The sequence below is a fragment of the Neobacillus citreus genome (genome assembly GCF_018343545.2).
Taxonomy (GTDB): Bacteria; Bacillota; Bacilli; order Bacillales; family Cytobacillaceae; genus Neobacillus; species Neobacillus citreus.
The window spans coordinates 87,204-103,403 of sequence record NZ_JAGYPE020000009.1; the positions used below are offsets into that span (position 1 = coordinate 87,204).

General features: G+C 40.9%; 12 protein-coding genes. 2 read left to right on the plus strand and 10 right to left on the minus strand.

The annotated features are described in order from the left end of the window. Positions 1-17 precede the first annotated feature (17 nt). From KHB02_RS07495 to KHB02_RS07535, 9 genes are all read right to left on the minus strand, one after another. Positions 18-2,171 carry an acetate--CoA ligase family protein gene (locus KHB02_RS07495; RefSeq protein WP_213145743.1) on the minus strand — a complete coding sequence of 718 codons (2,154 nt, stop codon included), beginning with the start codon at positions 2,169-2,171 and terminating at the stop codon, positions 18-20. Between the two features lie 3 nt (positions 2,172-2,174). Further along, complete coding sequence (locus KHB02_RS07500) at positions 2,175-4,082, minus strand: TRAP transporter permease (protein WP_213145742.1); 1,908 nt, start codon at positions 4,080-4,082, stop codon at positions 2,175-2,177. 118 nt (positions 4,083-4,200) lie between these two features. Further along, positions 4,201-5,391, minus strand: coding sequence for a TAXI family TRAP transporter solute-binding subunit (locus KHB02_RS07505; protein WP_213145741.1), 1,191 nt, complete (start codon positions 5,389-5,391; stop codon positions 4,201-4,203). A 376-nt stretch (positions 5,392-5,767) separates the two neighbouring features. Continuing rightward, a complete protein-coding gene (locus tag KHB02_RS07510) occupies positions 5,768-6,172 on the minus strand; it encodes a Zn-ribbon domain-containing OB-fold protein (RefSeq protein WP_213145740.1) in 405 nt (134 codons plus the stop codon). 2 nt (positions 6,173-6,174) lie between these two features. Beyond that, positions 6,175-7,344, minus strand: coding sequence for an acetyl-CoA acetyltransferase (locus KHB02_RS07515; RefSeq protein WP_213145739.1), 1,170 nt, complete (start codon positions 7,342-7,344; stop codon positions 6,175-6,177). A gap of 68 nt (positions 7,345-7,412) precedes the next feature. Then, the gene (locus KHB02_RS07520; protein WP_213145738.1) at positions 7,413-8,585 is read right to left on the minus strand and encodes an acyl-CoA dehydrogenase family protein; all 1,173 of its coding nucleotides are present in this window, start codon (positions 8,583-8,585) and stop codon (positions 7,413-7,415) included. Continuing rightward, positions 8,585-9,751 carry an acyl-CoA dehydrogenase family protein gene (locus KHB02_RS07525; protein WP_213145737.1) on the minus strand — a complete coding sequence of 389 codons (1,167 nt, stop codon included), beginning with the start codon at positions 9,749-9,751 and terminating at the stop codon, positions 8,585-8,587. Before KHB02_RS07525 ends, KHB02_RS07520 begins: the two co-directional genes overlap by 1 nt. Before the next feature lie 120 nt (positions 9,752-9,871). Then, positions 9,872-10,612 (minus strand): 3-oxoacyl-ACP reductase FabG, encoded by a 741-nt coding sequence (fabG, locus tag KHB02_RS07530; protein WP_213145736.1) that lies wholly within the window; start codon positions 10,610-10,612, stop codon positions 9,872-9,874. A 266-nt stretch (positions 10,613-10,878) separates the two neighbouring features. Continuing rightward, positions 10,879-11,685: an IclR family transcriptional regulator gene (locus tag KHB02_RS07535; protein ID WP_213145735.1), complete on the minus strand. Its 807-nt coding sequence runs from the start codon at positions 11,683-11,685 to the stop codon at positions 10,879-10,881. Positions 11,686-11,979: 294 nt separating this feature from the next. On the opposite strand from KHB02_RS07535, the gene KHB02_RS07540 reads away from it, so the two are divergent. Then, on the plus strand, positions 11,980-12,117 hold the full coding sequence (locus KHB02_RS07540; protein WP_165976406.1) for a hypothetical protein: 138 nt from the start codon (positions 11,980-11,982) through the stop codon (positions 12,115-12,117). Positions 12,118-12,297: 180 nt separating this feature from the next. Here the strand turns inward: KHB02_RS07540 and KHB02_RS07545 are convergent, their stop codons facing one another. Beyond that, positions 12,298-12,732, minus strand: a complete 435-nt coding sequence (locus tag KHB02_RS07545) for a CBS domain-containing protein (RefSeq protein ID WP_213119390.1) — start codon at positions 12,730-12,732, stop codon at positions 12,298-12,300. A 302-nt stretch (positions 12,733-13,034) separates the two neighbouring features. Between KHB02_RS07545 and KHB02_RS07550 the strand changes: the two genes are divergently transcribed. Further along, positions 13,035-15,293: a beta-glucosidase family protein gene (locus tag KHB02_RS07550; protein ID WP_213145734.1), complete on the plus strand. Its 2,259-nt coding sequence runs from the start codon at positions 13,035-13,037 to the stop codon at positions 15,291-15,293. Positions 15,294-16,200: the final 907 nt, after the last annotated feature.

Sequence of the window (16,200 nt, forward strand, 5' to 3'; positions counted from 1 at the left end):
GTCCTATTTGTTTTGGATTAAATAGTTCCTGCTGAAACAGTAGATTCTACGCCGTTTTTCCAGATAATAATTCCGTCTAGGGCAGCGATGCCTTTCCCTTCTTCGAACACCCATAATGGATTTATGTCCATCTCACTAATTTTTTCCTTATGCTGTGCAGCAAACTGTGAAACCTGCACAATGGCCTCCGTCAGGGCAGAAACGTCTCTTTTCTTTTTACCTCTGGTTCCTTCTAACAAAGGATAACCCTTTAGTTCTTTTAACATATCAAAGGCTTCTTGTTTACTAACTGGTGCCCGGCGAATCGAAGCATCCTTTAGCACTTCGATGAAAATTCCGCCAAGACCGCAAACAATTAAAGGTCCAAATTGGGGGTCTTGTTTTACCCCAATAAACATTTCGATTCCTTCATCTTGAAACATCTCTTCCGCTAGAATTCCTTCGATCTTTGCATCCGGAGCATATTGTTTAACAGATTGCAAGATTTCGTCAAAGGCATTCTCTAGTTGAAGAGAATTTTGAATGTTAATCTTCACACCGCCTGCGTCTGTTTTATGCAGAACATCACGGGAAATCACTTTACATACAACCGGATATTGGAGATGTTCTTTTACTGCTTCTAAGTGGCTCCGATCTTTAATGAGCGTGCCCTTAGGAACGCGGATGTCCAGCTTTGAAAGCTCTTCCTTGACACGTTCCTCTGTCCAAATCCCTGTCATTTCTCCCCCAGACTTTTCGATATTCTCATTTTCCGGCACTTGCAGCCCTGTTTCTTCTTTCCTGCAGAATTCCGAAAAATCTACTATATATTTTAAAGCCATCATTGTTTTATAAGAGGTAGAGAAAACGGGAACGCCAGCTTCTTGCAGAATGGCTTTTCCTTCACCGGTCAACTCACTGGTTCCTGTGATTGTGACAAGAATCGGTTTGTCTGTTAATTTATCAATCTCAGCTATTTTTTGACAGATCTTCTTCCCTAGCTCGCCGCCAAACGTAGTTTGAAAGACTATGGCATCAATGTCTTGGTCATTAATTAGAATCTCAAGTGTGTCCGTTAAAATATGCTGTTCCTTTAGTGCTTGAGCAGTTACATCAATTGGATTAAGCGCTGAACCGTATGGGGGGATAATGGCTTTAATTTCTCTTGCTGTTTCCGCAGACATACGAACCATTTCCAATCCTAGCACTTCGCTATAATCTGCCATGGCAATTCCTGCTGCACCCGAATTGGATATAGTGACAACACGGTTGCCAGCAGTCTTCTTGCCTCTCCTAAAAACCTTCATGGCATCAATCATGTCATCGACATCATTTACGGAAATGAATCCATATTGTTTGGCAATAGCTTGGAACGTTTCTTCTGATCCAGTTAAGGAAGCCGTATGGGATAAAGCGGCTTGCCTGCCAATTTCAGAACGGCCAGACTTTAATAAAATAACTGGTTTATTCAACCTTTTGGAGGTTTTGGAAATTTCAATCAGCATTTCCCCATCAGGTATGCCCTCAAGATAACCCGCCACGACTTGTGTATCTTTATCTTCGAGCATATATTCGATGCAATCAAGCGAATGAATATCCATTTGGTTTCCTGTATTGACGATATAAGAAAAACCTATATTCTCCTCTTGAGCTAATCCAAATAAGGAAAACCCGATCGCACCACTTTGGGAGGCAAAACCTACATTTCCCGATTGGAATCCCTTTTCTGTTTCAAACGAAGTGGCAAAACCCATTGGGATTGTCTTATTAACGTTTAATAAGCCTACACAATTCGGGCCCAGAATGTGGATCCCAGCTTCCTGAGCTTTCTTCAGAACTTGTTCTTGCAGCTTTCTTCCTTCTTCACCGACCTCAGCGAAACCTGAGCCGAATAGAACGAGATGGTGGATTTGTTTCTTTTTACAATCTTCCAGTATTTGCAGCATCCGCTTGGAGGCAACTGCAATCAAGGCAACATCAACTTCTCCAGGGATATCTAAAAGGCTTGGATAACAAGGAATTCCCTCAATTTCATCATATTTTGGATTAACAGGATAAATTTTTCCCTTATAATTGTGACGAATTAAGTTTTTTATTGGTTTACCACTTATAGAGGTAAAGTCCTTCGATACACCAACAATCGCGATCGATTGGGGATTCAAAAAGCGGTCAATCGCATTTATTTTTGACATATTTTAAACCTCCTGTCCTTTTTCCTTGTTGACATTTAGTGAAACTTTAATTTTAAAGAGATAGATTAATCCCAAGACAACGAGTCCGATAATCAGCAAATAAAGATTCATGAAAAACATCAATAACCCTCCAGCAAATAACAATAACCGTTCTACAATCTTTAACGCTCCTGCTCCTAAAAGGTATCCTTCGAGGGATGAAGCAATCATAAATATTCCTATAATTGACAGAACTATGCTAAGAACTGTCTCTAAAGGCTCGCCGCGTCCAATTAAGATGGCCGGGTTATAAATCATAAAGAAAGGCACTATGAACTTTACAGAGCCGAGCTGCACCGCTTGAAAACCTGTTTTCATCGGACTGGCACCGGCGATACTTGCCGTGGCAAACGCTGCTAATGCAACAGGCGGTGTGATATAAGAAACAGTTGCCCAGTAGACCACATATAAATGGGCAGCAATAGGATCCACACCAACGGCTATCAAGGCCGGTGCCATGATAACTGCTAAGAACACATATACGGCAGATACTGTCATCCCCATCCCTAGAATAAAACTAGTAAGCGCTCCGCCAATTAATATAAGGAAGGTGCTGTCTCCCGCTGCAGCAACCAGTTCTCTTGAAAGTGAAAATGATACTCCTGTAGCTGACAAAGCTCCGACGATAAAACCGACCCCTGCAATGATCACGACGATATCGGCTAATACTTTTCCAATTTCTAACAGCATGTCGAAAAGTTGCTTCTTGCTCATACGTGTTTCTTTTTTGATCATAGCGATGATCAGTAAGGCGACACTTGCGTAGTAAGGTGCCTGGCCTTCAGAATTTAAAAATCCTAAAAAGGCGATCATAATGAGAATAGCAAAGATATAATACCAGCCATCTTTCAATGTCTTCCAAAAAGATGGTACCTCTGATTTTGATAATCCTTTTAAATGATTCTTTGCGGCATATCCATCAATCTGAATAAATAACCCAAGGTAATAAAGGAAGGCAGGCACTGCCGCTGCAAGGGCGATATGATAGTAAGGTGTTGCCAAAAAAGAGGCCATAATAAATGCTGCCGACCCCATAATCGGCGGGGTAATGGTTCCGCCTGTCGAGGCAGTTGCTTCAATCGCAGCTGCATAGTACGGTTTATAACCAGACTTTTTCATGGCCGGAATCGTCATAGCACCAATAGTTACTGCATTTGAAACAGCACTTCCGCTTAACATACCAAAAAAAGCACTTCCAACAACGGCTACTTTTGCTGAGCCACCTCGGGTTCTCCCGAATAGAGATAGGGCCAGGTTAAAGAAGAAATCTCCGCCGCCGGTACGAGTGATTACTACGCCAAACACAAGAAAACCAAGAAGCAAGTTTCCAATCGTAGTATAAGCAATCCCAAAGACGCTATTGGAACTTAGAATATGGTTTCTAGCTAATGTTAAAAAGTCATAGGATTGACCCTGTAATAGACTGATAGGTACATTGGAAGCAACGAGGGGATAAAGGGAAATCACCAAGCATATAAGGGATAAGACAAGGCCTGCAGTTCGACGAAGTGCTTCAAGTAATAAGGCCCATAACACAATACTGAAATATGTAGGAATGGTTGGCGCGTTCCAATCCCAGCCTTCTTCGATGATACGCTTTCCTTGTAAACCAAGGTAAACAGTAATTATGACCGAAACAGCAAAAAAGACAACATCATACCATTTGACGGATGTTTGAGTTTTCTTGGCAGGGAAAATTAAAAATGAAATCGGCATAAAACAGCCTAGCAAATAGATGAGGTAAGCATTCTGGATGGGGTTAATTCCAAACAAATGGATATAAAACAACATATTAATAGAAAGAAAAACACCAATAACAGTGGAAACTGCCACGACTACTTTCCAAAAAAAATTAAGCCTTTCTGTTTTCAAGCGAGATCCCCCAATCTTATTATTATCGAATTTTTGACAGTCTCTCCGTTGCTGAGATCTTGATAAAAAAGAATGTCAGCCAGCTTTCAGCGGCTGACTTTCTTTTTTATATAGAAACTTATTTTATAAGTTCAGCCTTTTTCTCTAACCAATAGGCTGGAAACTTATCATTAGAAATGCCTTCCTTCTTAGATTCATCGACTACCTTATCCCAGGCAGTTTTTAGTTTCTTATATCTTTCGGCCAATGCATCATTTTTCGCTTGTTTTTCATCACTCCACAAACCTTTTTCTTTTAAGAACTTAATCGTCCCCTCGTGGAATGGGATACCGCGTGGCTCTGTCAACACTTTATCTTTAGAATATAGGGCCAAGTTTGGTATCGCCTTTTGATAGTCATTAAAGTTTTCATCCATAGCTTTTAATAACTGATAAACAGTATCTGCATCCTGGCTGGCATAACCGCCGATAAGATATCCATGACCCAAGACGTTTGTTGCGCTTTTCATACCAGCACCGTTATCCATTGTATATGGGAACAGCCATGATGCCGTCTTTTCTACACGTGCCCAGCCTTCCTTGTCATTAGGATCCATTTCAAGCCAGCGAATTCCGCCCTTACTGTCTGCTTCAAACATGGTAGAAGCGGTTGGATTAATTCCGGCTACGTCGATTTGCCCTTGTAGCAGAGCATCACCTTGTCCTGCATAGGAAGTAATATCCACCGGTTTTACATCGTCCCATGTGAGACCTGCAAAAGCCAATATTGCTTCGTTTTTAATATTAACGGAGGAATTACCAGTAATTCTAGGAACCCTCTTTCCTTTTAAATCTGCAATCGATTTAATATCTGAATCTGTTCGAACCGCAAACCCAAATTGACTAATTGGTGCCCAAATGGCCCTTACATCTTGAGGACCCCAATCGGGTTTCGCAAATTCTTCCATTGCTTCAAAAGAAAATTGAATTTCATCACCCAATTTTCCAATAGAAGCTTGATTACTCTTTAATGGCAGCATTCGTCCTACCCCGCTGGCGGATGGAAGCATCCTAATTTGTGTTCCATATTTACTAGTCAATGTGTTTGCAATAGCTGACATTTCTGCGTAACCACCGGATCCAACATCGTATACACTCCATGTCATTTGTTTGGGAAGTGAGACAGTACTAGAAGCTGTGGAAGTACTTTTGTTTGAAGCTGGTTTTTTCTCAGTTCCGCTGCTCTTCAGTGATCCATTACTGCTGCAGCCTACCAATAAAATGGAGAGTAAAAAGATAGCCATTAAGAATTTTAGCGGTTTTTTCAACATCCATAATCCCCCTTCATTTATAGCCTTCCTACCTGAAAGAGATGTTACATCATTACTTTTTCAGGCAGGAAACCGTTTTCATGTTTCTACTAAATAAATTTTATATATAAAATTTATTTACGTCAATGAAATTTTATAAAATTCAGTATTTTCCGTTAACATATATTCCATCTAATGAAAAAAGGAGAAATTGGTCGTTTTGATAGGAATTCCTCATAGTGTTTGCAAAGTTGAAACATTGTGAAAGGATATGAGGTTTTTAAACTAATAGAATAGTTTTTCGCTATAAACCAAAACTATTTCCGTTTCGGATTCCATGCCTTCTTGGTTTAAGGCTAGAGGAGCATCAGTATTTGATGTTCCCCTAGTGTTCATGTTAAATAGCTCTTGGTTTAAATTTCGGTAATGTAAAATCCCCTTCTACTTGAAAGACCACTTCAACTGGCATCTCACATTCTACTTTATCTACATCTACATCAATGATATTACTAAGCATACGAACCCCTTCGTCTAATTCGATCAATGCGACAACGTACGGAACTTCATCTTTAAATGCCGGGCCCCCTGGGCGTCTTGCTATGGTAAAGGAATAAACCTTTCCAACTCCAGAAGATTGCACCCATTGGACTTTTTCAGAAAAACAATTTGGACATAAGACCCGTGGATAAAAAATGTAGCTGGAGCAGTCCTCACATTTTTGAATCAATAGTTTATGCTCTTTACACCCTTGCCAAAATACATAGGAGTCTCCATCAGGTATAGGCAGCGGTTTTTCTATCATTTTTAATCCCTCCCTAAAATAACCACGGATGTAGAGGAAAGCGTTCCGCCTGTTCCCGCCACAAGAGAAATTTTTGAATTTTTCACTTGCCTCTCTCCCGCCTCTTCTCTCAACTGACGCACAGCTTCAATTAACAAGAAGATTCCATACATTCCAGGGTGAGCATAGGATAGCCCCCCGCCATTTGTGTTCAAAGGAAAATCCCCGCCTGGAGCTGTCCGCTGATTCGAAACAAAATCCCCTCCCTCTCCAGGTTTACAAAAACCTAGAGTCTCTAGTGTAAGTAAAACAGTAATCGTGAAAGAATCATAGATTTGCACAACATCAATTTCATCATGAGTGACTCCTGCCATCTCAAATGCTCTCTTTCCTGAGACAGCCGCTGAAGTTACTGTTAAATCCGGCATTGCTTGAATGGACCAGTGGCTGTGAGACTCTCCTTGTCCTAGAACCCATACCGGTTTTTTTCGGCAGTCTTTGGCCCGTTCAGATGAGACCAAAACAATCGCACCCGCGCCATCCGTAACTAAACAGCAATCTAGTAAATGTAATGGGTCACAGATCATTGGTGAAGTTAAAACATCTTCAATCGTTAAATGATCACGCATCGTTGCGTGTGGATTTAATTGCGCCCATTTTCTGGTAGCTACTGCAATTTCCGCCAATTGTTCAGGCTTTGTCCCATATTGGTGCATATGGCGATGGGCTGCCATAGCGTAGGCACCTGCAGGCGACGGCAATCCATATGGAGTTTCGTATTGGGCCGTTAAGACTGGCGGTCGTCCAGCCAATGTACGGGATTTTTCAGAGCGCTGCGTACTCCCATAGAGGATTAAAGCTACTTCACATAATCCTGATTGAATGGCTGCAGCCGCATGGCCGACATGCGCTTCAAAGGCTGATCCGCCTATTTGAGTGGAATCGGTATACTTCGGTTGAATTCCTAAGTATTCAGATACCACAACAGATGGAAAGGAACCGATGCCAGGTAATCCCCAAAGTCCGGCAACAAAAATCCCATCGACATCATCCTTTGATAATCCGGCATCCTCTAATGCTCTTTTTGCAGCAATCGCCTGTATTTGTAAAACCGAATGACCGTGTTTTACTTTTCCTTTCTCAAGTTCAACATCTCCAACGCCGACAATAGCAGCTGCCCGTTTGATTGACATCTTTTCACCTACCCTTTATTTTTTTGTTACGCACATAAGTCGTTCTCGTTCCTTTATTTGGTAAATAATTAAATTGTTATTCCTTGAGGTTTTTCAGAAGGTGAAAGCAAGTTTTGCATGACAAATTCAATCATGATCGACGGATGGGTAATATGGTAAAGATGGTAAATAGAAGATTTGTACCAATAATGAATGCTTTCTTCCCATGTAAAGCCCATTCCACCGTGAAGCTGGATCGCATTCTCACAGACTTTTTTATACATTTCTGTACTAAAATAGCGGCTTGCCATAACATTCACTAAGTTTTTATCCTGATTTGTTTCTTGTTTAGCTGCAATATAAAAACTGTAGCTGCGCGCTTTTTCAATAGCGACATGCATATCGGCAATCATATATTTCACCGCTTGGAAGGATCCAACTGGAACTCCAAATTGCTTCCGCTGGGTCACATAATGAATGGTTCTTTTTAATACTTCGTCTGCACCGCCAATGATTTCTCCATTAGTACAAAGTAAATACTGAATAACTTGTTCATTTAACAATTCTTGGTGGTCAGTGTCGAATCCTTGAATAAAATCCACTTTATTAATCCAAACATGATCAAGCTGGATGGTTCCTTGCGGTTTGGCCAGTTCCACTGATTCTTCGGCTGAAACCGTTACGCCCTCCAGGCTGGTATTTAATAATGCTAGAGAAACACCCCCGCTATTGTCTCTTACAGGCAATAAACAATAATCTGCGTGCTGGATAAACGGGATATGTTTGATTTCACCTGTCAATTGAATTCGGCTGCTTTCCTGATTTGCTATTTTGATAGATGGCCAATTGAAGTCTATTCCGTTTTGGGACTTTGCCAGCCGAGGCAAGGCCGCGGTGATGAGGCTCTCTCCAGAAAGCAAGAGGTCTAATTGTTGTTGTTGAACAGCCGATAATTTTAATTGACTTAGGAGAGGGACAATGAAGCCAGCTGTTAACAAATAAGGTCCCGGAAAAGGTCTTTCTCCAAACGATTCTGACAGATACATCAAGTCAAGAGTTGTCATATCCTCAAAGACCTGCCATTTTCCTTGTGCCAGTATTCCGAGCCATCCGTTATCTGCAAGTTTCCCCCATGCATCCTTTGAAAAGCCATGTCTCTTTTCGACTATTTCTTTAAAATGTTCCGGTGCCATTTCTTTTTTTAACAATGATTGCAGAGCCTTTTTTAACATTTGCTGCTGTTCAGAAAAGCGGTATTCCATTATGCTCTCCCCCCCTTTGAGCTTGGCAGTCCCAGAGATTTAGCAATAATATTTTTTTGAACTTGTGTCGTACCGGCATAGATCGTTTCGGCTCGTGAGATAAGAAATTTCTGTAACCAAACTTCATGTTCTCCTTTAACTAACGATTCTTCTCCTAGAACTTCCACGCCTAAATCAAGTAAATCTTGATGACTTTCACTCCATACTAGTTTGGCTATGGCGGGGATGGAACCGTTATCATCACCTTGAGCAATAAGGGCAATATTCCGTAAGGAGATACTTTTTAATATTTCACAGGATAAATAGGACTGAACTAATTTATTTTGCAGGACGGAGCTAATGGCTTGTGAGTTGCCAATGTCCATCTGTTTTTGAAATAGCGAAACCAGCTGCTGGAATTCTTGCTGCATTTTTAAGGCGCGCTGCGCAAAATGAATTCCACGCTCGTGGGCAAGCGCATAATTAGCCATCTCCCACCCGTTATTTATTTCTCCAACGACATCCTCGATTGGAACAACGGCATCATCCAGAAAAACTTCAGCCAGTTCTGATTCACCGGCAATATTTTTTATTGGCCGTACTGTGACTCCTGGCTGTTTCAAATCTAAGATCATCAGGCTAATGCCTTTGTATCTGGATTCTCCCGTTCGGACCAAGATATAGCATTTATTTGCATAGGGAGCATAAGATGTCCAAACTTTTTGACCATTTAATACATAATGGTCTCCTTTACGTTCTGCTTTTGTTTGAAGACCAGCTAAATCCGAGCCGGCAATCGGTTCTGAGAAACCTTGACACCATATGTCGTCATGATTAAGCATGCGGGGAAGGTAGTGCTTCTTCTGTTCTTCTGTTCCATAGCGAATTAATGTCATTGCAAAAATGCCAATTCCATTGGAATTTAACACTTCGGGTGCATTGACCCGTACTAATTCTTCAATATAAACTAACTGTTGTTCCAGCGTTAATCCGAGGCCGCCATACTCTTTTGGCCAAGCAGGTGCTACCCATCCTCCTTGACCCAACATTTTGCCCCACGTTCTTCGTCTTTCCACCAATTCCTCGCCAGTTACTTCATAGTTCCACTCCTTTGGAAAGTTGGCCATTAACCAGGTGCGAAAAGACTCGCGAAAAGACTCCGCCTCTTGTGAGTACTCAAAATTCATTCAGCTTTCCCGCCTTTCATTGCTCATATTTTGATGGCACACAGCTTCAAAGGTACCTGACACCTTGAATACTCCCTCATTGTTCATTGCTATCCTTAAAATAATTCTATTATTCTGTTATTACATGAAACGGCCGCCAGTCACTTCTAAAACATTACCTGTCATGTAATCTGAATAATCGGAACAAAGGAATACCACAGCTTTGGCAATGTCCAATGGTTCGCCGATTCTATTCATTGGGATTTCAGCAATCTTTATTTGCCGAACTTTCTCTGGCACCGCACGTGTCATATCCGTGTCAATAAAGCCAGGCTGCACCGCATTCACATTTACTTGGAATTTAGCAAGCTCTTTTGCTGCAGCCTTTGTCATTCCGACAAGCCCTGCCTTTGCTCCGGCGTAATTCACTTGGCCCATATTTCCCACTTTTCCGGCGATCGATGAAATATTAACGATCTTACCTTTTTGTTCCTGTCTCATATGAATGGCCGCCGCCTGCATACAAAAGAAGGTTCCTTTCATATGTACAGCTATTACTTGATCGAATTGCTCTTCCGTCATCTTGTGTAACATGGCATCCCTTGTAATTCCGGCATTGTTTACAAGAATATCTAAACCTCCAAATGTGTCAATCGCTGCTTGAATTAGTCCGTGAGCACTTTCTTTTTGCGAAACATCTACCTGGTAAGCTAAGCCTTTTGTTCCCAGTTTTTCAATTTCCTTCGCAACTTGCAGGGCAGATTCTAAATTTAAATCTCCAACCACCACATTTGCCCCATGCTTTGCTAGAAATAACGAGATTTCTCTGCCAATTCCTTGTCCTGCCCCGGTTACCACCGCTATTTTTCCGTTTAATTCCATTTCAAGTCACTCCTATATATTAAGATGATGAAAGAAAGGAAACATTTGTTAATCTAATCAAGATTTTATATTTAAAAAAATTTTTTGTCAATGAAATATTGTAATATTTAGAAGATTAAAACCATTGGTTATACTGAGGAAGGAAGACCATTATGATTTGGTTCTCTTCCAGTGAGTTTAGTGTTAAAAAATAAAAAAGGAACGTTCGATGGGGATACGTTCCTTTAGATGATTATTTAGATATATAAATTTTTTATAAAAAAGACTTATTTTTTACTTACGTAACCGCTTATTTTGAAACTAACTTCCTGTCCAACTCTTTTAATGAGTTCGCCCATTTTTACAATTTCTTTATCGTTAAATTGGGCGGTCATACCAATAATTGAAATCGCCATATCCACAGATCCGTCAGTATTAAAAAGAGGTGCCGAGATCCCTACGATTCCATCAATGTACTCTCCAAAGGTTGTGGCATATCCATTCTCTCGGATGGTTGGCAATTCTTTTATCAGTTCTTGAATCTCCTCTGAAGACATTGATCGCAGTCCTTCATTGGTATGTAAAAGTTCGACAGCATCTTCTTCTTCCATATAAGCTAATAAACATTTACCATAGGAACCATCAATGACTGAAAAATGCCTTCCTACCGATACATTAATTCCAAACTCTTCCCCCTCAGACTTAGCAATAATGGTTGAGCGTTTTTTACCAATTCTACTGACAAGAAAAGCGGTTAGTCCCGTTTTTTCTGAAAGACTCTCCAAGTACGGAATAATGACAGAGATATCAAATTGATTTTCTTTTGCTCTTTCCCCTAAGACAACCAGATACGGGCCAAGACTATACCGCTTTGAACTTTTATCAAAACGAACAATCGATAGTTCCTCTAACTTTTGCAAAATCCGAAAACAAGTAGTTGGGGTAAGGGAAAGCGCTTTAGAAATCTCAGTTAAATTACTTTTACTAAATTTTTTTCGGCTTAGTAAAGTTAATATTTTGAACGCACTATCAACAGCTGGAACGTTGTATTTGGGCTTTTTCTTTTCTTCAATACCATTCATATTATCTTCCATTCAAATTCCCCTTTAATTTTAAAATAATAGGCACTAAGTAAAGCAATTTTTATTGACTGTATCTTCGAGATCTTTAAATTACCATTTTAATAATTTTATATATAAAAAATTTTTTTGTCAAAGAAAAATACTCCTTTTCTCCTATATTTCTGTGACATCGTCACCCTCTTATTGGCATCTAGCAAAAAAGACAACACGTCGCAAACCATACGGATCTGACTCAGCGGACATAAAATCTTCGTTTCTGCTCATACTATATTTATAAAATATTTTAATGAATTGAGGTTTTGGAAAATGGATGAAATGAGAACTACAAATCAAGTAGAAGAAGTAAATAAACACCTAAAAGAGATTCCCAAGGAAGTAGAAGCAAGAAGTATTGAAAATCAGCCTCAAACCGGTAAAAACGAGAAAGCTATCGAGCCGTTTTAAGTACCTAAGACCTGTAGAACCATATAGGATAACAATAAAAACAGAGTATGGAAATTCCTCATACTCTGTTTTACATTGGCGTAGCTCTAATAATTGAATTATAAACCGCCAATTACTTCTATTATAAAAATGGTAGCACAGAACCCGGTAGGGATCTGTGCTTTTAAAAGTATCCCCTTACTATTGTTGTGGTGCAGAAGGAGTTGAAATGCTTTGTAGTGCCTCTTCTGCCTCGTTTGCATATTGATTTTGTACGGCTAAATCACCTAAAGCAACCATTCCTACGATTTGTCCATTTTCCACTACCGGCAGTCGGCGTATTTGCTGCTCTGCCATTAAATCTGCTGCCTGATGTACATCCATATCAGGTGTACCTTGTACAATTTGCTGTGCAGTCATGACTTCAGATACTGGTGTTTGTGCATCTTCACCTTGAGCTGTCGTACGAAGGGTAATATCGCGATCTGTTACAATTCCAACAATTTGTTTGTTGTTATTTACTACTGGGATCGCGCCGATATTATATTCGCTCATTAACGCTGCCGCTTCCTGTACGGTTTGTGTTTCGTTAACTGTAACCACATTTGATGTCATAATGTCTCTTAATTGTGCCATGAAAATTCCTCCCATCATATTTACCTTTATAGGATAGGGAACATTGGCGATATTATTAATGGAATTTTTTTCAAATTTTTTAAACAGGAAATATTACCCATTACCAATTAATCATTTTTAATTTTCCTAATAGTCAGATAAAAATATTACAAAAAATCATAAAACTACCACAAATGGAATCTTGAGATGCTTTATTATAATGAGATTGACACCATAGTGAGAGCGTTTTCAAAAAAGGTAGTATGGAGGTGAAGAGTGGATAAAAAGTAAAATCTTTATTCCAATTTGGGGAGGTTGGAGAGATGTTTAAAGTAGGGAAAAAATTCAAGAAACTTGTGTGGTCTACATTTGTATCGAGCGTAGCTGTCGCATCCATAGCGGGCGGAGCATTTTCTGTACAGCCAACACAGGCAAACGCTGAACAGGCCGCTGTTTCATCCCAGCTGCCTTGGATGGATACGTCGCTTTCGCCTGAAAAACGTACCGAACTGCTTATCAATGCCATGACGCTTGACCAGAAAATCCAACAGCTTGCTGGGCAACGTGGAGCAATTCCGGAGCTGCCTGAATGCGGATCACCTGGCAGGCACGTTCCTGGAATCCCTGAACTTGGGATCCCAACATTCAGAATTACCAATGGTCCTGTAGGTCTTGGCGGCGGTGACTGCAGCCCGCAGGATAAGGCCACCGCTTTACCGGTTGCCCTTGGACTTGCAGCGAGTTTTGACCCTAGTCTTGCCTACTCTTTCGGTGACTTAATGGGTGGTGAGGCCCGCACGCTTGGGCTGCACGAACTCGAAGCACCAGGCATGAATCTTGCTCGCTTAGGCGAGAATGGCCGTAATTTCGAGTACATGGGTGAAGATCCTTATCTTGCTGGTGTTTTATCTTCTAAAGAAATCCAGGGTATCCAAGATAATGATATTATCGCGATGTCAAAGCATTACGTACTTAATGATCAAGAACAAAACCGTGGATCTGTGAACGTTAACATCGACGAAAATGTACTTCATGAGCTTTACCTTCTCCCATTTGAAATGTCAGTAAAGGATGGCAACGTTGGTTCCATTATGTGCTCCTACAACCGGGTAAGCGGAACCTACGCCTGTGAGAACGAGTATCTGTTGAATACCGTTTTGCGCGATCAGTGGGGATTCAAAGGGTACGTGCAGTCTGACTTTGGTGCCACCCATTCGACTGCCCCAGCGCTTAACGCCGGATTGGATTTTGAAATGCAAAGTGCCAGATTCTTCAACCCTGCCAACATTAATGCCGCACTTGCGGACGGCAGCCTAACAATGGATACCGTTGACCAAGCTCTTAGTCGCCGGTATATCCAAATGTTCAAATATGGAATTTTCGACCGTTCGATTGTACGTGGTACGATCGATGCTGAAACGAACGGTTCGAAATCACGTGAGATTGCAGAACAGACAGCTGTATTGCTGAAGAATGAGGGTAACCTGCTTCCGCTCAATCCGTCTGTAAAATCAATTGCCTTAATCGGTAAGTCAACCTATGTTGACGCCGCCGTTGCAGGAGGCGGCGGCAGTTCGCGGGTAAGTCCGCTATATACCGTTTCACCACTGCAGGGACTTCAAAATACTATAACTAAACTAGGCTCTGACACAGCGATTACGAAGGTAACCGTGGCTAATGACAATAGTAATCTTAACGAAGCTGTTGCTGCGGCTAAGAATGCAGACATCGTCATCCTTATGGCTGGTGTTGTAACTAGCGAGGGCCGTGACCGCCCTAGCTTGTCCTTGCCTGACAACCAGGATGAAATGATTTCAGCTGTGACAGCAGCGAACAAGAAAACGGCTTTAGTTCTTAAAGATGGGGATCCTGTTCTAATGCCATGGGTTAATGAAGTCCCATCGATCCTAGAAGCATGGAATCCGGGTCAGGAAGATGGCAATGTTGTTGCGAACCTGTTATTTGGTCTTGCCAACCCTTCCGGAAAGCTTCCAGTGACCTATCCAGTTTCCAAAGCGGACACACCAACAAGCACTGCAGAGCGCTACCCAGGCGTTAATCAAGGTATACTGGACAGCACGGGCAAAGAAATTCCGCAAGTGTACTATTCTGAAGGTTTGGAAATGGGTTACCGCTGGTACGATGCACAAGGCATCAAGCCTCTTTTTGCATTTGGTCATGGTCTGTCCTATACAAACTTTGACATTTCTAAACTAGTTGTGACGCCGAAGACAACGGACGGGACTAAGAAAATTCAGGTATCCTTCTTCGTAGAAAATACCGGAAAAGTTGCGGGTGCGGAAGTACCGCAAGTATACGTAGGTCTGCCTAAGAATGCAAACGAACCACCTAAGCGGCTTGTTGGATTTGAGAAAGTCTGGCTCAACCCAGGTGAAAAGAAACATGTGACGATTACCATTGACCCAGCAGCAAGCAACCACCCGCTGGCCATCTGGGATTCCAATGCTGATACTTGGAAAACATTAGATGGTGAGTACAAAGTATTCGTTGGCAACTCTTCTGACAACATTACTTTGACAGATTCCATCAACGTGCGGACCCCAGCGGGGCATAGTAAATAGGTAGTCTATAAAGTAAAGAAGCTGGCGAAAACGTTCTGTTTTACGCCTAACGCGTTTACTTTAGAGGTGCAAATGTTTTAAAACACATAGGAAAACGCACTTGAATTCCGAATATAATTCACAGTGCGTTTTTTATTGATTAATCAAAATTTCGGTAGCCTTTTGTTGCTTATTTTGTCCTAATTCACATTGTAAATCACTCGGTATGAAATAATTATTGTAGGGTGGGTGAATTATTTGCAAAATAAGCGGAGTTTTTTCGGTTAGACTGCTGAATAGACTCGGTTCGGTGTATATAAGCGAAGTTTTTCCGATTAAGTAAAGAAAAATAACCCATTTTCACGTTTTTCGAGCCAATAGTCGGAATTTTTCCGCTTATTTATTCTATTTTTAGTGCTATTTCTAAATTAAGAGAAATTTCTCCGCTTATTTATCAAACTCGCTTTAGCGTCTAATGACTTGTACAACATACGGGGGAGTAAGTGAAAAAAGATAATACAAAAAAGGCTTAGAGATGAAAAAATATCTCTAAGCCTTTTTGACTGTGAAAATATCCTTTGATTTGTGTTGTGAAATTTATGTGATTTGCTATCTGATTAGGTCTGTGAATTAACGTTTTGCTCCCCAAAAGTAAACCCGTTATTCTTCGCCAGCTTCATTTTTATTTAGGTCTGATAGCTACGTCTTCAATGAAACCATGTATTGATTATATTTCCTTAATATCAATTTGTTTCGGCACCCTCTGGCCATCCATCCATGAGAGTGACTGCATGATTTTCAGTTGGGGCGTCAATTAGTTGTATATCTTTCCTTCCATCCATGTAAGATTCACTTGATGATAATATTCGTCATGCTTCATTTTTGCATCCTTAGCCTCCCACGCACATTTTACGATAGTTGGATAAAA